The organism is Roseburia rectibacter (assembly GCF_014287515.2).
Taxonomy (GTDB): domain Bacteria; phylum Bacillota; class Clostridia; order Lachnospirales; family Lachnospiraceae; genus Roseburia; species Roseburia rectibacter.
In genome coordinates this window covers 794,524-811,995 of record NZ_CP092473.1, presented here as the reverse complement: position 1 = coordinate 811,995, position 17,472 = coordinate 794,524, and the positions used below count along the sequence as shown (strand labels likewise).

Here is a 17,472-nt window from a genome sequence, read left to right as displayed (position 1 = left end):
GCGGATTAACAGTATCCTAAGATTTTTATTAATAGGTCTTATACCGGATACTGATATTTACCTTGCCGTTTACACCATTTACCGTACCCTGATTTGTATATCTCCACATTGCAACATTTCCTTTGCCCTGATAGCCGCTTCCAAGGCTTTCTGCACGGTAATTGATGATCCACAGATCTGTTCCTGTAAGTTTGCTGGTATCCACATACTTGCCAGGATACTGCTGTAAAAGTTTCTGGTTGATTCCAAGTGCAAACTTATACTGTTTACCGCCATCAATGATCTCCGTCTTAAATGCATTGATAAAATCAATTCTCTGCGTTGCTGTTACATTGTTGTATAACAGTGACATATCATCCAGTACATACACAACCGGATAATCAAGCTTCTGTGCATTCAGGATATTTAATACTTTATCGCCCTCACTCTTTGCCTGAGCTGCATTCTGCGCCACGGAATAGCAGTATACACCAACTTTAAGACCTGCTGCTTTTGCATTATTATAATTCGTCTGGAACTTTGCATCTGCTGTTGTTCCTTTGGAAATACGGAGCATTACACATTCATATCCAGATGCCTTAATGGCATTAAAATCTACCGTACCGTTATCACTGGAGATATCGATGATCTTGTTTTCCGTATCAAGTTTATCTTTGACTGTTACTGTGATCTCTTTTGTGATTCCGTTTGCGGACGCCTTTACAGTCGTTGTTCCTGCCTTTAAACCATAAATTGTTCCGTCAGAAGAAACAACTGCAATCGTGGAGTTAGATGAAGTCCAGTATACCACACCGTATGGTTTTGCAGTTGCTGTTACTTTTACACTCGTTCCTGTCTTGATCAGTACACTCGTTGTGCTCACTTCAAGTGCTGACGATATAACACTTACACAATCCGTTGTCGCACTGACATATGCTCCACGAACCGCATATATCTTATAGTAATAAGTTTTTCCTGTTACAGCGGTATAATCAACAAAAGAGTTTGTCGTACAAAGTTCAGTAGCAATCCTGTATGTTCCATTCTCAGAAGTACTTCTAAGTACCGTATAGGTTTCTGCACCATCTACCGCATTCCATGTCAGTTTGATCTGGTTTTCTGCAATTGAGGCTGCATACAGTCCAGTCGGTTTTGTAAGTACCGGTGTTGCCTGTTTTACGGCAGAGTAATTGCCATATAGTTTCTTTCCATTTTTATTCACATAAGCTCTTACTTTATAATAATAGGTCTTTCCTGTCTCTAACTTACTGTTCTTATAAGAAAGCGTATTAACGGAAGAACAGGTTTTGACTGATTTATATTTTCCATCTTTCTCTGTTGCACGATATACACGATATCCATCACACCCTTCTACTTTCTTCCAGGAGACCGTAATGGTGTTATAATTTGCCGCAACTACCTGAATGGATGGTTTTCCCGGAAGCACCTGCATGGACGCCGGCTCTGAATAATCACTGTAGATTGTCTTTCTGCCGGATGTACAGAATGTGCGGACTTTATAGTAATAAGTATTACCGGTTACAAGTCCTTTATCTACATACGAGGTCGTCGTTCCCTTATTGATGGTTTTGATCTTTCTGTATTTTCCATTTTCGGAAGTACTGCGGTAAATTGCATATCCCTTTACATAGCTGTTTTTGGATGCTTTTACCTTTTTCCATGTAACTTTCAGGCTTTCATTTCCTGCTGACTTAATTTTTACAGTTGTGACACTCGGTGAAGCTGTAATTCCTTTTGCAGGCGAATAAGAGGAGCGAAGCACTTTGCCACCTGCAATATTTTTATAGGTCACTACCTTATAATAATATTTTTTACCGATCTTGACAGTCTTGTCTGTATAAGATCCGGTCATGGCTCCGCTCTTTCTTTTTACGGTTCCGATCTGCTTATAGCTTCCTTTTTTGGAAGTTGAACGATAAACAAGGTATCCGTCCTCGTCCCCGGCAGAAGTCACATTCCATGTCAATACAACGCTGTTATATTTGCCGGCTTTGATCGTATCGATCGTTACCGGAAGAAGTTTTGGTGTTGCGGTAAGCTCATTTGAAGTTCCACCATATGCTCTTTTTCCATTTTTATCTTTTGCAAAAGAAACTACTTTAAACGTGTACTTCTGACCAGGTGTAAGTCCTGTCACTGTATAGGAAGTGCTCTTTGTACTGCACCGTTTCAGCAGCTGGTCAGCACCGTTTACGATCTGATATACCGCATATCCGCCACCGGTCGATGGCATGTTAACTTTATTCCAGGTCAGTTTGACCGCTGTTGCACCTGCTGCTTCTGATTTTAATGTTACTGCTTCCGGTGCTGCTTTGATCGTCTGTACATCAGAATATTTTCCTGCTACATCCTTATCTCCAACCGTACGGAATGCACAGACTTTGTAGTAATATTTTTTTCCTACGGATAATTTTTTATCGGTATAAGTAAGTGTTGTCTTATCATTGACAGTCTTAACTTTTCTGTATCCGCTGTCCTTTTTGGTAGAACGATATATTTTATAACCATGTGCACCACTGATCTGGTTCCATGTGATCGTCACACTGTTGTAAGACGCATTTTTAAGTGCGATCTGTGGTGCCTCTAAAGCAGGGGTTGCTGTCGATTCATTGGAATAATCTCCATATACCTGACTTCCATTAACCGTTTTATATGCTCTTACTTTGTATGTATAAGCTGTACCTGCTGTAACCTTTGTATCACTGTAACCTGTCTTTTCGCCTGCTACAGTTGCGATCTTTTTGTAGGAAGATGATGACGTTTTTCTGTAAACTTCATAACCTGTCACCCCATCCACTGCACTCCATGTCAGATTTACTTCTTTATAACCTGCTGATTCTGCAGTCAGTTTTGTTGCTGACGGAAGCGGTTTTCCGGAAAGGATACCGGATGCATCGCCATAAACCTTTTTACCATTGACCACACAATATGGCTGTACTTTATAATAGTAAGTGTTTCCGGCTGTCAGTGCTGTATCCACATAGCTTACTGCTCCATTCGTGATATCCATGATCTGCGTATCCACTTTTGACTTATCTGTGGAACGATATACGATATATCCGGTTGCACCATCCACTTTTTCCCATTTCAGTGTCAGGCTGCTGTAGCCTTCCGCTGTAACCGATGTCAATGCAGCTTTTCCAAGCTGTGGTGCTGCTTTTATGGTTGCATATGTATCCGTATTGGCATAATCCTGTTGTCCGTTGTTTGTGTATTTCGTATATGCGTATACATGATAAATATAAATGATCCCCGTCTGTACTCCCGTATCTTTATATGATACTGCATCCACGCCATCCACATGTGCGATCGTCTGCTCTGTATCTGCACCTTCCACTTTTCGTGTGATGGTATAACCATCTGCATCTGCTGCCTTTGCCCAGTTCAGACTTACCGTATTATAAGTAGTCTCAGCGGTGCAGTTTGCAGGTGCCTTTTCCGGTTTTACAACAACATAATATGTATCCTTGTCACTTGGATTGTCCTTTACCTGCAGTGTGAGGATTGCGACTCCTGCTGTAAGCGTCTTTACCTGTCCTGTAAGCTTTCCATTTACCATCGATGTGGTAAGTGCCGCCACACTGTTGTCATCGATCAGCCACTCGACCTTCGGCTCGTTATCTCCTGTTGTCTCAAACGAATATCCCGGAAGTGCAACCGTCTCTCCGGCACTGACAACTGCATATCTGTCTTTTTTACTGATAATAACTCCGCTTGCCGCTGCTTCTTTGATCTCTGTTTCCTCGGTAGCTTCTGTCTCTTCAGCCGTCTCAGTTGCTTCCGTAACTTCGGTCGTCTCTGTCGCTTCAGTTGTCTCCGTAGCCTCGGTTACCTCTGTCGCTTCGGTTGTCTCCGTTACTTCGGTTGTCTCCTCAGTTTCAGTTGCTTCCGTAACCTCGGTCTGTCCTGTTACCTCAGATGGATTCTCCTGTTCACCATTTTCTTTTGTCTGCTCTGACTGCTCATCTGCTAAAACTCCGGTCTCATTTTCTGTATCCTCTGCCTGCTCTACTACCTGTCCGTTTGCAGCTTCTGCCGCAAATGTCATGGTATCGGAACAGATGATCATAGCACCCGCCAATGTGATGCACAGACCGCGCTTTAACCATTCCAGTTTCTTTTTTATCATAACATTTTGCCTCCCATCCTCTTATTTTTCCTCTTTTGGGGGCAGTTCTTCACATAAACTGCCATCATTGGTATTGTAGCACAATTTTCCTTTTGAATATAGTTTATAAGGGATTTTAAGCAAATATTAAGATTTTTTAAGCGTAATACTGCGCCTGCGTCCGGTAAATCTCTGCGTAGATTCCATTTCCTGCCAAAAGTGTATCATGCGTTCCAATCTCAGCGATACCTCCGGCATCTAACACAACGATCCGGTCACAGAATTTACAGCTGCTCATGCGATGGGAAATATAAATAGCAGTCTTATTTTTTACCATCTCATTAAAATTCTCATAAATCTGTGCCTCAGCGATCGGATCTAAAGCGGCAGTCGGCTCATCTAAGATCACAAACGGCGCGTCTTTATAAAGTGCACGTGCAATGGCAAGCCGCTGTGCTTCACCGCCGGAAATATCGACTCCTGCACCATTGTTATTGTAAAGCTGCGTCTTTAAACCGTCTTTCATTGCTCTCACACGTCCGGAGAGTTCGACCTGATCTAACACTTCCCATGCTCTCTCTTCATCCACCTTGCTGCTTGCAGCGATATTTTCGCCGACCGGCAGGGAAAACATCGCAAAATCCTGAAAGACAACCGAAAATGCCCTTGTGTATTCCGCATAATTGTATTTCCAGATATCAATGCCGTTTAAGGTGATCGTGCCCTCCGTCGGCTCATAAAGGCGGCAGAGCAGTTTGACTAACGTCGTTTTCCCGGCACCGTTTTTTCCGACCAGTGCCATTTTCTCACCAATGTTAAATTTTAAGCTGACATGGTTTAACACCTTTGTCTCACAGTCCGGGTAGGCAAAACTTACATCATGAAATTCAAATTCATACTGTCCGTCATCTCTCTTTTCAATCGGCAGTGTGCCATCGTAATCCATTGCCGGACTTTGTATAAATTCATCAAAAACACTTAAATATTCCGCTGAAAATTGAAAAGAAATGACCTGTGACCCAAATTCCGTGATACAGTTAACGGTCTGTGAAATGACACCCGCATATAAAATAACATTTCCGATATCGATCATCCCGTTTAATGCTTTCATGCCTACCAGCAGATAGGCGACTCCTGCTGCAAACTGATTGATACCTTCGATCGAACCTATGAATTTCCCATTTAATTTTCCCATCTGTAAATAAATGTTAAATCCTTCCATCTTCTGCCGGAATTTTCCCAGAAAAAATCCTGACAGACCATAAAGTCTGATATCTTTGCTGTTTTTTTCTGTCCGCCATCGATTTTCAGTATCAGCAGCAGGAAAAATACGACCGAATAACACATGGAAAAAAACTGTACAAAGATCTGATAACAGGTGTCTATCTGATCTTTAATATCCCCACTTCCCCCTGCCGTAAGTTTTGCACGCCTTAAAGAATCTATCGTCTCCTGTTTTTCAAATTTTTCATACTGCAGTTCAAATGCTTTGTCTGCCATCTGCTGCCTTACGATCTGCTGGCAGCTTTCTCCGAGTACTTCTATCCGTTTCTGGCAGAACCGGTTCACCAGCTCACATACAAACTGTGACAGTAAAAGTACCGCCACACTTTTCACACATGCCTCATAATCTCCTTCAATCGCATGGTTTAAAATCTGTGCCGAAAAATAAAATACCAGAAACGGAACGGACGCTTTCATAAATCCGCCTGCCGCCATGACAACAGCCACATCTTTTTTCCCTTTACTGATCATCTTTATAAAACTTGTAAATTCATGCCATATCTTCTTCATGTGACTGTGCCCCTTCCTCTTTGTAATATTTGCTCTGCACCAGGAACATTTCGGCGTACCCGCCACCCTTGTTCATCAATTCCTCATGGGTTCCTTCCTCCGTGATCTTTCCGTTTTCCAGAAACAGGATATGGTCACAGAACCGCGTCGACGCCAGACGGTGGGAAATAAAAAGCGCCGTTTTTCCCATCAGCATTTCATTGTATTTTTCATACATCTCATTTTCTGCGATCGCATCCAACGCTGCGGTCGGCTCATCCAGTAATAAAAGTGCACATCCTTTATAGAGTGCACGCGCAAGCATCAGCTTCTGCGTCTCCCCGCCGGAAAGATGGATTCCATCTTCCCTTACCTCTTTTCCGATAAATGTTTCCTCTTTCTGTGGCAGTTTCTGTATCTTCTCCCACAGTCCGGCATCCTTTAATGCCTCCCTGCATTTTTCCTCATCATAGTCCGCTCCCATACTGCATGAAACGTTGTCCGCAATGGAAAAAGAATAGATAAATGCATCCTGAAAAACTGCAGCAAGCGACCGGTACCATGCGTCAAGATCCATTGTGGCAAGATCTGTTCCGTTGATATAGATATGTCCTTCATCCGGCATATAAAAACCGCATAACAGTTTGACGATCGTTGATTTTCCGGCACCGTTAATGCCGACCAATGCCATCTTTCCGCCTTTTTTCATATGAAAACTCACATCATCTAATATCTTATAATCAGTTCCCGGATAAGAAAAACTGACATGTGAAAATTCAACCTCTACTGCCGCCAGTTCATCCTCTAACCGGACTTCCTCACCATGGTGATATATATTCTCCAGCTCTGTAAATTTCTGCATCTGTCCAACCGGTTTTAAACAGGCTGATATCTGGCTGATCTTCATGGTCAGTTCCGAAAAATAAGTGGAAAATCCACTGACAATTCCGATATAAAGCACAAAACGTGCCACGGACATTCCCTGCATCAGCTGCCCGATCAGATAACCGTAACAGATCACATCCCTGCCAAGCTGCAGCAGCAGTCCAAACAGATCATCCGCAAAATAACAGGCTTTTTCTTTTGCAAGTAATGTCTGATATTTCTTGTTTGCAGCCCGGTAATGACCACTCAGCCATTCTTTCATCTGGTAAAGCCTTACATCTTTTCCGTTTTCCACGGTATATGCCTGACGGTCGATATAATCCTGTGTTACCGTAAGTTCTGCCTTTGCATCACGGTGCTTTAATTCATAATTATTTGCCAGTTTATAACTTAAGATCTGGATCAGTGAAATTGTGACTAAAAGCACAACTAGCCATGCCGACACGCCGGAGATTAAGGATGCATACAGGATCAATGCACCGGCTTCCTTTAAGAGCTCGACATCACAATGTAAGACGCCCTCGACACCTCTATAATTTCCGCTGACTGCCTCTCCTGCTTTCTTTAAAAGCTGCTGGACTTTTTCATCCTCACACTGTACATAATCAAGTGACATAAATTTCTGATAGCAGCGTTCGGTCATTCTGCTGCAGCGGAATTTAACGTACTGGAACTGATTTCTCCGCTTCAGATATCCGGTGATCATACACCAGATACTGTATCCGACAAAAAATGTCACAAGTTTTGCCATTGCTGTAGGCAGAGCTGCTGCGGTGATCATACCTTTTGTGTACTGCTCTAAGAATGCTACGATCATGGATGGAATCAAAATTGTGCCAAAGCCTTTGCCAATCTCAGCAATGATCTCTGCAAGGGCAAAAAAGATAGTGGACCTGTTGTAGTGCCATAGTTCGCTGAGGATGTAATGCTGGCTTGCTAAGGCGGTGTATTTTTTCGGTTGGTTCATGATGTTGTGGCTCCTCTCGTTTGGGGTGGTGGTGGCTCGATCATTTTGAAACTCTGATGCAGGTTGTGGATGTTGTGAGAGGCAGACCAATTTAACGAAGGCACGCTTGCGCTGCGTGTCGCTCGTAGCGGATACTAAGCGACCAAAATACGGTCGCTAAGTACCGACGGCTCCCCAGCACCTTCTTATAAATTGGTCTGTCTCTCACAACAACTCTGCGTTCTGGATGAGTTTCATAATGATCTATCTCCACTATTTTCCCTGATACTTTCGTGATTTTGGTACATCTGTACGTTATGTCACTTCTTTGTTTACACTCTATCATTATTTTTCACTTTAACACAAAAAGTGCACGGAAGGTTATCTTCCGTGCACCAACGGTATCATCCATATTCAAACACATTTTCTCCCAATTTTTTTCAGAAACTTTTACAATGGCAGCATAATCTCCGTCACAAACACCCCCGGCTCATTCTGCCGGTTAATATAGCCGCCATATTTTTCAACCACAAGATTGATCCGTTTTAATCCATGTCCGTGATTCCCCCGCTTTTTGCTGATATACTCGGAATCCATCTTCCGCACTGTCTCATTCGTTGCATTTGACACCGAAATATAAAGCTGTTTTTTTAGCACGCCGATATAAAGGCGGATAAACGGTTTCTCCGCGGTAAGTTTCTCACAGGATTCCACAGCATTATCAAGGAGGTTTCCGATCAGGGCACACAGATCGATATCACTGACGGCAAGTGTTTCCGGGCATTTCGCCTGATAATCGATAGCGATTCCGTTTTTCTGTGCTAAGGATATTTTTGAATTTAAGATGGCATCTAAATTGACATTTCCAGTCTCGATCAGCTGGTTGACGTGATCTAAATCCTGCTCCAACAATCCTAAATATTCCTCTAACCTGTCATACTGCCCCATCTTCACATACGCTTTCATCGCCTGTAAATGATTGTGGTAATCGTGACGCCAGCCGCGCATGGTAAGATAGATATTCTGTATCTCCTGCACCTGTTTTTCGAGCAGGGCATTCTGGTACTCCATATTCTTTTCTTCCAGATATTTTGTAATCAGGGGTATCCTCATTTTGTTCCTCATTCCTGCTGTTTACAGCAAACTTCTTCTCCGAGGGGTGCACATCCCGCCTGAAAGGCTTTTTCATTCATAGGACGTAATTTCCTATGAATAAAAAACTTATTTTTCACACATATCCCCATGTTCCATATAATACCGGATAAACGCTTCATTTACACTCTTATATGCATTCCTGCTCACCGGCACACTACTGCCATCCGAAAGGATGCACTCTGTGCGCTGCACGCGCTCCACCGCCGCAAGGCTGACAATAAAGCTCCTGTGCGTGCTGACAAATTTTTCTGCCTGTTCCGGCTGATTTTCCATCAATTTCCCTGCTATTTCAGAAAGGTTCTTTTTGTATTCATAATCACCCGCGCTCGTGTGCAGACGGATATAATGCCCTTTCGCCTCCACACTATAAATGGTATCGACCGGAATTTTTACAGTCTCCCCATCCACGTTTTCGATCAGATAGCGTCTTTCTTTGCCAAGCGCATAAGAAATCTCCTCCAGCAGAGAAAACAGCTTTGTCTCTTCCACCGGTTTTAACAGGTAACGCAACGCCCCGACCTCATACCCTTCAAACACATACTCACTGCGGTTCGTCAAAAATACGATAGGGAGATTTTTATCCCATTTCCGTATCTCCTTCGCAAGCGCCATGCCATCCATGCCGTCCATATCAATATCCAAAAAGAGCAGATCGAAAGGAAAGCTGTCCGGATGCTCAAATAACAGCTCCTTTGCACTGCCATAGCCAAAATATATAGCAGTGCTTTTCCTTTCATCTGCCCATTTTCTGATCAGTTGTTCCATATATTCTAACTGGATCTTTTCATCTTCACAATATGCAATATTCATTCTATTCCTGATCCCTGCATTTTTGTTATTGTTCACACAGTAACTTATTTCTATCTGACTTTTCAGCCTCCCACTGTTATTTTCTGTCTGATCTATTCTGCATAAGTCTCTAAATCCCGCGCCAGCAGATAAGTAGCGTCAATAATCTCTTTGGTCTGTTTCATTGCCTCTACCGCATGTTCTGCTGTCTGAAGTCCTTCTGTGGAAGAAGCAGCTATTTCTTCACCAGTTGCAGAGAGATTCGATATACTCTGGGAAATTGTGTCTGTACTGTTTAAAATGGACTGCATACTTCCCTCGATCTCTCCGATTGCACTTGCCAGTGACTGCATTTCGTCATTGATGGTCTCAAATTTATTCTTTGTTGTCTCAATCAGTTCGTTCTGTTCACGGATTGAATCCGCAGAATGTTCCATACTATCCATCGCATGCTGTGCATCTTCATTCAGATCCTGAATGATATCCGTGATCCGGTTCGTTGCATCTTTTGTCTGCTCCGATAACTGACGGATTTCTTCCGCAACGACTGCAAACCCTTTTCCTGCCTCACCTGCTCTTGCTGCCTCAATAGAAGCATTCAATGCAAGAAGATTGGTCTGGCTGGAGATACTTAAGATAGTCGCAACAATTCCTTTTACTTCCTCCACACGGTTGCTGACCTGTTTGGTGGACTCTGCCGCCTGGTTACTTGCCTGCTCCACATTGTCAGCCTGATTTTTTAATCCTGTTACCAGTCTCGCACCCTCTGCCACATTCTCCATCGTATGATTTGCCTTATCAATCATCGCTTCGGTTTCTTTTTCTGCACTGTCCGTATTCTTATGGATTTCCTCACACATCAATGCCTGCTGCTGGATTGCCTCCGCAGTACTTCCCGTGCTCTGGGCAATATTGGAAATAGATTCATTGTTATTATTGATCACTTCCTCTAATGTCTCTAATTTTTCTTTCGCAGAATCAAAATGTTTCACCAGATTTTCCGCTGTAACCAGCATCTTTTCGGATGCTGCAGCCTGCACCTCCAGATTCTCTTCATTAAATTTTGTAAGGAGGATAGATGTCTCACGCACTGCATAGATCAATATGCCAAGCACGATCATTCCAAAAATAAGTTCACTCGAATCTGCGGTTCCACGGATAATCTGTGCAATAATATGGATCACATTTCCAACAACTGCGATCGTTCCTCCTATATATAAAAACCGTACATTTAAATAAATGGTACTTGCTGCCAGAAGCGGCATCGCATACGCATATACGAAATTTGTATGATTAAATACAAGGAAAATAAAATAGACTGCTGTTGCTGTTCCAAGCAGAATCTCTCCGCCTCTTTTTACATCCCAGAACTTCTTCGCATAAGTATTCACAACTATGATCCCCACAACTGTTGCCACTGCCTGAATCGCCACTGTAATCTTAAATCCGGTCAGACATGCCGCTACTGATAAAAATGTCATTACGATCAGCTGCGCCATCACGACATTGTATACTTTCTGGTTTGCTCTTATATATTGTGTACTTGTCATCCTGTATTTCTCCCCTTCTTTTGTATTCTGTGTCAGATTGCATATTTATTATAATATCTCTATCGCAAAAAACAATATTTTTGGCATAAAATCAAGAATTTCTTAATCTTTTTCGACATATTATGCCATAAAATGGGGTAAAAATCGAGTGTGACTTTATGGTAGAGCTACATATCTGTTGTATGCGTAACACTGCCCACAGATTCCAAGAACTATTCATCCAATATACACAATCGCTCTCAATTATTTACCACTTAATATTTATATCTAATCAAGTTGCTCAAACAACAAATCTACATATTTCTGACCAATTAAATATTCTAACAATGCTTTTCTCCTATGAAAACATCCACTAATATAATTAGGATATACACAAATCAACATACTATCAAAATACTTAAATCCCCTCTTTATTCTATTATAGTATTTAGGTCTTTCATTGAGTCCGCTTTTCTTATGAATACATTCATCAAATACATATGATAATATTCATTATTACCTTTTAATTCAAAGCAAATTTTTTTCAGCAAATCGTCCCAAGAATATGAATTTCCCAAATATCTTAGACTCATTCCTGTACCTACAAATAACAATGGGTGATTACGGAATTTTCGTATAAAATCAGATAATTGCATTTTTTCATCCCTTTTGCCACAAAAATAATTTTATTATATTACAATTCTGTTCTCTTCTCATCGTTAGCTAATTGATTATACTTTCTTCTCCATGCACGCAATGTTTTTTACATATACCATCTTCAGATTCAAAAGCACATATTCCAACTATACCATTACTTCAGCAAATATCAGGATTTGTATACCTGCATCCTAAAGTAGTATTTTCTGTATCTCCATCATTTAATGGTGTGGAAAAACCAACCTGTATTTTATTCATTATCATCCATCCTTAATAAGATATTGTTGTAATATTCCTCATTTATCTCAAAACCGATATACTCCCTTTTTAATCTTTTTGCTGCGACTAATGTTGTACCACATCCGCAAAACGGATCTAACACTGTCTGTCCTTCTTTAGTAACTAATGAAATAAGTATTTCCATTAATTCCACTGCTTTTTGTGTCGGATGTAATCCTCTATCAGTTTTTTGAGTTTTTACTTTTAAGATATTAGAGCATACTTCAATACCTTCATTCAGAGTAGTTAATTCTTTTAACTTATTTTCATTAAATGCGCCAACTTCATATTTAGTTATGTTATCTGTCAAAGTAGTTCCCTGCGGATAGGGCTTCATGAACCACAGTATTGGTTCGAATAATGGACGAAGATTTCCTATTTTCCACCCTTCCCATGCCAAACTATTCTGTTCATCATTTCTTCTATCAAAAACACAACTAATTCTCTGTGCTCTGTATGCCGCCGAGTCTTTCTCCCACGCAATCATATCTTTAAAAATAAAACCTGCATCTTCCATTGCGCAAATACATCTATGAGCCATTCTCCGTCCTGCAAATATGAAGCAACTTGCACCTGGTTTCAATACTCTCAACCAATCTTCCGCCCATGATGAGCACCATTGATAATATTCAATCGGAATATTCTTATCTGATTGAGCCCATCCATTTAATGGTTTGCCTCTAGTTTTAAAAATTGTCCCACTTTTTTCTTGAGCTGGGCTTTTCCCTAACAGTGCACTATTTGTATTATTATGTAAAACATCCCATTTATCGTAATTAATTCCATATGGAATATCAGACAATATCAAATGCACAGATTCTGTATCCACACTCTTTATTAATTGTATTGAATCTCCCAATTCAACTCTGCCCATCAATATTCACCTACCTGTTCAATTTATCTATATACTGTGAAATAGCATTTATTTTTTCCTGTAATTTCTTTGCTTTAATTAATTCTTCTATTGCTTTTTCTTTGGTAAATTTCTTTATTTCCTCTATGCAACCATTCCAATATGATATTTCTGTTTTCCCCCTATATGTAATTAATCTTTTATAATCATTTAACATACTTCTATATTGCGCTTCTGGCAAACCTATTTTCTTTGCAACATAAACATCCATTTTAGGTAAAAAACAACATTTAGCATTAGCAAAACTTAATGATTTATCTCTTGCTATCATTTGGGAGGCATTCCATAATGATTCCAAAGATAATGATTCTGTCTCTTTTACATTTTTTTCAAGTAAAATAGATATATGTTCCCAAGACAACAAACATACATTATTTTCGAGAGCTTTTGAATATATTTGACTAGTAGATTGTGGGTATTGAAAATATGGTGCTACTAAAACAGCATATTCATTCTCAGAACCACGCCAATCACTCAAGTTACTCACTTTAAAATCTTTCTGATTCTTTGCTGTTCTACTCAATCTAAAACATTTTGCATCAGCAACTAAGCTATATTTATATCCCGAAATACTTTCTGCCAATATATCAGCACTATCTGCTCTTTCATCCAAAGCCCTCGATGCCAACCCTAACAATCTAAAACATCTTGCTAAAACTATATCCGAAGCCTTTGAATATAATTTTTCTTCTGTAGAATCATGTTCAATATTTTCAGGAATAGTACCTATCTGCTTTACGATTTCTTTGAAATCTTCCTCTGATATTTCATCAATATATTTTCTTATTTTCTCAGTTGCTTCCTTGAAATCTATTGTAGAAAGTTCTTTTATTTGATTTATAAGTTTTTCAAACATTTCATATCTCCTTTTTATATTTCTTATTATCTGATATTGTCCAATTACCATCAAATGTAAATACTACATCTATTCTATTTTCAAAACACAATATTTGTATTATTCTTTGCTAAATGTACATTTTTCATTGCCTAAATTGCTATCCTATATACCTCTTAACTTAACTTTTTATATTATATTCGATATATTGAATAATAGCAACGGAACTTGTGTTTGACTCTTTTATATTATATCACCGTCATAAACCGAACACAAGTTCTATCATAAATTTTATCTCCCCATCATACGCCTCCCACAACCTCTTCTGCTCCGTTCCAATCCTCAATATTTTCTGCAAATCCCTAGCCATAGCCACAACATTAGCATCCATCTGCTCTACTGTCCCTGTCCGGTTACCAGCCTTAATTTCCCACTGAATTGTCTCTTTGATGTAATATTCCCTAGTCTCCACATTCATATATCCATACACCGATTATGAATATCCATTGCTTTTCTCTATGAATACCGGAGCCACTTCACCCTTAGAAGTTTTCCACCTCATAAGCCTTTGAAACCAGCAGATTCCTTCTTTTATCAGCTCCTTGGAATTCTCCAGCAGTTTGCCTAATTCACTAAGTATTCCTCTAAATGAATTACCTGCTTCAATCGTCTTATCCGATTCAACCTGATTGGCATATTCTTCTATTGTCGGTGCAAATAATCTGAATGATGATACAAAAGCATTGATCGTATCAAGCAATTCTACTGCTTTATTTGCTTTATCTGTCATGCTTTCCAGCTCTTGTTTTACCGATTGAAGTTCTGACCGCTTTTCATCAAGTTCCTTAGTCTGTCTCCTTTCCAATTCCCTGTATGCAATTTGCGAAGCGGTTAACACAATATCCGCATCTTGCACTTGTTCCTGTATAGTCAAATATGTGGACATTAGCAAGCCAGGAAACCCAAATTCATTTGACAGAAAACCATTCAGCAAGAAGGAAATCAAAACTTTGTGGGACGCACAAGAATCCAATCAATGATGATAATATGCAGCTTGCAGAAAAGTCCAGGGAAAAGATTCTGACAATCAAAGGCAACACACATGATGGATATGATGTCATCTTCAAGGATGGAAGAACAGTTCATTGCAAGACAAAACTGGAAATCAGAAAATGTCTTGCACAAGACAACAAAAGTCTTGCACAAGACACCTGATTCAGTGTTACTAATTTGTTTCTAACTTGTTACTAACAGACAAAAATTCATAAAAACGGACAAAAAGAAAAATCCCACAAATCCAAGGAATACCTTGAATCTGTGGGACTGATTTTTGTTCTTGAATTATCTCTTTGAGAACTGCGGAGCGCGACGAGCTGCTTTGAGACCGTATTTCTTACGCTCTTTCATACGAGGATCACGTGTTAAGAATCCTGCTTTCTTTAATACTGGTCTGTAGTCAGCGTCTACATTTAATAACGCACGAGCGATACCATGACGGATAGCTCCTGCCTGTCCTGTGTATCCACCACCACGAACGTTTACTAAAACGTCGAATTTATCAGCTGTCTCGGTAGCTGTTAAAGGCTGACGAACAACAACCTTTAATGTCTCTAACCCGAAATACTCATCCATATCTCTTTTATTGATGGTAACTTTACCTGTACCTGGTACTAAATATACTCTGGCAACAGATGATTTTCTTCTTCCTGTTCCGTAATACTTTGTATTAGCCACTGTTTTTCCCTCCTAATTAAAATGTTAAAGCTTCAGGTTTCTGAGCTGCATGCTTGTGATCCGGTCCAACGTATACGAATAATTTTGTATACATCTCTCTTCCTAAAGGTCCTTTTGGAAGCATGCCTTTTACTGCGTGCTCAATAACTCTTTCCGGATGTTTTGCTAACATTTCTTTTAAGGTAGTTTCTTTCATACCACCTACATAATCAGAGTGATTGTAGTAGATTTTCTGGTCTAATTTCTTACCAGTTACTTTAATCTTCTCAGCGTTAACAACGATTACATAATCACCTGTGTCGATGTGCGGTGTAAAGATTGCTTTATTCTTTCCTCTTAATACTTTAGCAACTTCAGATGCTAAACGTCCTAATGTCATACCTTCAGCGTCAACTACATACCATTTTCTATCAATGGTAGCTGGGCTAGCCATAAAAGTTTTCATTGATCTTCCTCCTAGAAATAATGTTACGGAACACCGCTGCAATGTGAATGTCCAGGACACACCGCTTGGTATTCAATAAATTGTTTATAGCTTAAATGTCGCTCCGGGGCTTTGGATTGACATTACTTCACTATCACAGACTTAAATAGTATAGTACACGACGCCTTGTGTGTCAAGTTTTTTTTGCCTTACTGTAAACTTTTTCCTGCCTATTTTATGATTTCAAACTTAAATTTATTACTGCTCCAGACATTATCCTTAAAATGAATTTCTATTGTTTTCCAGTCTGCCGGAACCTCATATCCTATTACACCATTCATTTTTTTCCCTGCTGCAATGGTTCCATCTAATTGATTTGCATCGTTTTTCTCCAAAAGAGCGTTCAGTGAATAGTTTAATGCGTAATCATCCGCATACGCTTCAAAACTTGCCATACTGCTTATATTTATTTCAGAATCAGAATTATTGGCAATCTCAAACTCTACCAGAACAAACTCATTTCCATCCGATGGTTTATTATACTCTGATCCACTATTCTGCGTATAGTTGACCATTGTAACCTGTACATCATTCATTTCCGCGGTTTCGCCAATGCCAAATATATCTTTCTCGCTATTCTCCTGTCCGGCAGATGTATCTTCTGTCATATTTTTTTCTGTATCTGTCTTATTATCCGTAGTATTCTGCACCGGATCATTCTCCACTTTTTTCGGTTTATCCTCTCCACCACCCGAAATTGCTGCAATAAGTGCAACCACGATCACAGCGATCACGATCCATTTACCGATGCCACCCTGTTTCTTTCTGCAGTTCGGGCATACCTTCGCGTCTTTTGGTATCTCCGTCTTGCAATACTTACATACCTTTGTTCCCTTTTCCATTTCAAATCCTCCTGTGTTTTGCGGAGCAAAATGCGACTGCCTTTGCAGGAGCAGAGGATTTTCCTCCTATGTTTTGCGGAGCAAAATGCGACTGCCTTTGCAGGAGCAGAGTATTTTACTCCTATGTTTTGCGGAGCAAAATGTCTGCTATGCAAGCAGCTTTATAGCTTCCATAGCATGTGCCTCTTGCATGGAGCAATGCCCAGCAAGCTGTGCATGATTTTCCTCCTGTGTTTTATATCATCCTACTTTATGCTACTTTATCCTACTTAGTGGTATATGTCAACCATTTATCGTATATATAAAATATAAAAGAAGAAATGAGGTTATCTATGAAACCATTAAAAAATAAAGTAAGCATTACACTTGATTCAGATGTTATCGAACAGTTAAAACTCCTCGCAGAACAGGATGACCGTTCTTTTTCCCAATACATCAATATGATATTAAAGGAATATCTGTCTCAACAGGATAAAAAGAAAGAAGCGTAAAACAGCTTCTGTCTTATGCTTCTCTCATCTTAACCATATTTATTTCGTTTTT

16 protein-coding genes are annotated in these 17,472 nt (G+C 40.0%); 2 read left to right on the top strand and 14 right to left on the bottom strand.

Annotated elements, in window-relative coordinates:
- Positions 1-28: 28 nt before the first annotated feature.
- From H8S51_RS03845 to H8S51_RS03795, 11 genes are all read right to left on the bottom strand, one after another.
- A complete protein-coding gene (locus H8S51_RS03845) occupies positions 29-4,129 on the bottom strand; it encodes a fibronectin type III domain-containing protein (RefSeq protein ID WP_186899351.1) in 4,101 nt (1,366 codons plus the stop codon).
- Between the two features lie 136 nt (positions 4,130-4,265).
- Complete coding sequence (locus H8S51_RS03840; protein ID WP_241070884.1) at positions 4,266-5,330, bottom strand: ABC transporter ATP-binding protein; 1,065 nt, start codon at positions 5,328-5,330, stop codon at positions 4,266-4,268.
- On the bottom strand, positions 5,291-5,902 hold the full coding sequence (locus tag H8S51_RS03835; protein WP_241070883.1) for a hypothetical protein: 612 nt from the start codon (positions 5,900-5,902) through the stop codon (positions 5,291-5,293). The genes H8S51_RS03840 and H8S51_RS03835 overlap by 40 nt, the downstream gene beginning before the upstream one ends.
- Entirely contained in the window at positions 5,883-7,733 is a 1,851-nt protein-coding gene (locus H8S51_RS03830; RefSeq protein ID WP_186899350.1) for an ABC transporter ATP-binding protein, read from the bottom strand. The genes H8S51_RS03835 and H8S51_RS03830 overlap by 20 nt, the downstream gene beginning before the upstream one ends.
- 429 nt (positions 7,734-8,162) lie before the next feature.
- Positions 8,163-8,825, bottom strand: a complete 663-nt coding sequence (locus H8S51_RS03825) for a sensor histidine kinase (RefSeq protein ID WP_186899349.1) — start codon at positions 8,823-8,825, stop codon at positions 8,163-8,165.
- A 108-nt stretch (positions 8,826-8,933) separates the two neighbouring features.
- Positions 8,934-9,677, bottom strand: a complete 744-nt coding sequence (locus H8S51_RS03820; RefSeq protein ID WP_186899348.1) for a LytR/AlgR family response regulator transcription factor — start codon at positions 9,675-9,677, stop codon at positions 8,934-8,936.
- A gap of 92 nt (positions 9,678-9,769) precedes the next feature.
- The gene (locus H8S51_RS03815) at positions 9,770-11,206 is read right to left on the bottom strand and encodes a methyl-accepting chemotaxis protein (protein WP_186899347.1); all 1,437 of its coding nucleotides are present in this window, start codon (positions 11,204-11,206) and stop codon (positions 9,770-9,772) included.
- 886 nt (positions 11,207-12,092) lie between these two features.
- The gene (locus tag H8S51_RS03810; RefSeq protein WP_117920034.1) at positions 12,093-12,995 is read right to left on the bottom strand and encodes a DNA-methyltransferase; all 903 of its coding nucleotides are present in this window, start codon (positions 12,993-12,995) and stop codon (positions 12,093-12,095) included.
- Between the two features lie 10 nt (positions 12,996-13,005).
- A complete protein-coding gene (locus H8S51_RS03805) occupies positions 13,006-13,890 on the bottom strand; it encodes a HindIII family type II restriction endonuclease (RefSeq protein ID WP_117920032.1) in 885 nt (294 codons plus the stop codon).
- A 238-nt stretch (positions 13,891-14,128) separates the two neighbouring features.
- Entirely contained in the window at positions 14,129-14,347 is a 219-nt protein-coding gene (locus H8S51_RS03800; RefSeq protein WP_241070882.1) for a hypothetical protein, read from the bottom strand.
- A 15-nt stretch (positions 14,348-14,362) separates the two neighbouring features.
- Positions 14,363-14,659, bottom strand: a complete 297-nt coding sequence (locus H8S51_RS03795) for a hypothetical protein (RefSeq protein WP_241070881.1) — start codon at positions 14,657-14,659, stop codon at positions 14,363-14,365.
- A gap of 182 nt (positions 14,660-14,841) precedes the next feature.
- On the opposite strand from H8S51_RS03795, the gene H8S51_RS03790 reads away from it, so the two are divergent.
- A complete protein-coding gene (locus H8S51_RS03790) occupies positions 14,842-15,084 on the top strand; it encodes a hypothetical protein (RefSeq protein ID WP_117920030.1) in 243 nt (80 codons plus the stop codon).
- Between the two features lie 126 nt (positions 15,085-15,210).
- On the opposite strand, the gene rpsI is transcribed toward H8S51_RS03790, so the two are convergent.
- The 3 genes from rpsI to H8S51_RS03775 form a co-directional block, all read right to left on the bottom strand.
- Complete coding sequence (rpsI, locus tag H8S51_RS03785; protein WP_117920028.1) at positions 15,211-15,603, bottom strand: 30S ribosomal protein S9; 393 nt, start codon at positions 15,601-15,603, stop codon at positions 15,211-15,213.
- A 16-nt stretch (positions 15,604-15,619) separates the two neighbouring features.
- Positions 15,620-16,048, bottom strand: a complete 429-nt coding sequence (gene rplM / locus H8S51_RS03780; RefSeq protein WP_117920026.1) for a 50S ribosomal protein L13 — start codon at positions 16,046-16,048, stop codon at positions 15,620-15,622.
- A gap of 209 nt (positions 16,049-16,257) precedes the next feature.
- On the bottom strand, positions 16,258-16,929 hold the full coding sequence (locus tag H8S51_RS03775) for a DUF4352 domain-containing protein (protein ID WP_117920024.1): 672 nt from the start codon (positions 16,927-16,929) through the stop codon (positions 16,258-16,260).
- Positions 16,930-17,249: 320 nt separating this feature from the next.
- On the opposite strand from H8S51_RS03775, the gene H8S51_RS03770 reads away from it, so the two are divergent.
- Positions 17,250-17,420 carry a ribbon-helix-helix domain-containing protein gene (locus tag H8S51_RS03770; protein ID WP_117920022.1) on the top strand — a complete coding sequence of 57 codons (171 nt, stop codon included), beginning with the start codon at positions 17,250-17,252 and terminating at the stop codon, positions 17,418-17,420.
- Positions 17,421-17,472: the final 52 nt, after the last annotated feature.

What these genes read in the sequence shown, in the direction of transcription:
- H8S51_RS03775 (WP_117920024.1), bottom strand. Translation starts at nt 16,929, where the DNA reads ATGGAAAAGGGAACAAAGGTATGTAAGTATTGCAAGACGGAGATACCA.
- H8S51_RS03825 (WP_186899349.1), bottom strand. Translation starts at nt 8,825, where the DNA reads ATGAGGATACCCCTGATTACAAAATATCTGGAAGAAAAGAATATGGAG.
- H8S51_RS03810 (WP_117920034.1), bottom strand. Translation starts at nt 12,995, where the DNA reads ATGGGCAGAGTTGAATTGGGAGATTCAATACAATTAATAAAGAGTGTG.
- rplM (WP_117920026.1), bottom strand. Translation starts at nt 16,048, where the DNA reads ATGAAAACTTTTATGGCTAGCCCAGCTACCATTGATAGAAAATGGTAT.
- H8S51_RS03795 (WP_241070881.1), bottom strand. Translation starts at nt 14,659, where the DNA reads ATGACAGATAAAGCAAATAAAGCAGTAGAATTGCTTGATACGATCAAT.
- H8S51_RS03800 (WP_241070882.1), bottom strand. Translation starts at nt 14,347, where the DNA reads ATGAATGTGGAGACTAGGGAATATTACATCAAAGAGACAATTCAGTGG.
- H8S51_RS03840 (WP_241070884.1), bottom strand. Translation starts at nt 5,330, where the DNA reads ATGGAAGGATTTAACATTTATTTACAGATGGGAAAATTAAATGGGAAA.
- H8S51_RS03770 (WP_117920022.1), top strand. Translation starts at nt 17,250, where the DNA reads ATGAGGTTATCTATGAAACCATTAAAAAATAAAGTAAGCATTACACTT.
- H8S51_RS03830 (WP_186899350.1), bottom strand. Translation starts at nt 7,733, where the DNA reads ATGAACCAACCGAAAAAATACACCGCCTTAGCAAGCCAGCATTACATC.
- H8S51_RS03815 (WP_186899347.1), bottom strand. Translation starts at nt 11,206, where the DNA reads ATGACAAGTACACAATATATAAGAGCAAACCAGAAAGTATACAATGTC.
- H8S51_RS03820 (WP_186899348.1), bottom strand. Translation starts at nt 9,677, where the DNA reads ATGAATATTGCATATTGTGAAGATGAAAAGATCCAGTTAGAATATATG.
- H8S51_RS03845 (WP_186899351.1), bottom strand. Translation starts at nt 4,129, where the DNA reads ATGATAAAAAAGAAACTGGAATGGTTAAAGCGCGGTCTGTGCATCACA.
- H8S51_RS03835 (WP_241070883.1), bottom strand. Translation starts at nt 5,902, where the DNA reads ATGAAGAAGATATGGCATGAATTTACAAGTTTTATAAAGATGATCAGT.
- H8S51_RS03805 (WP_117920032.1), bottom strand. Translation starts at nt 13,890, where the DNA reads ATGTTTGAAAAACTTATAAATCAAATAAAAGAACTTTCTACAATAGAT.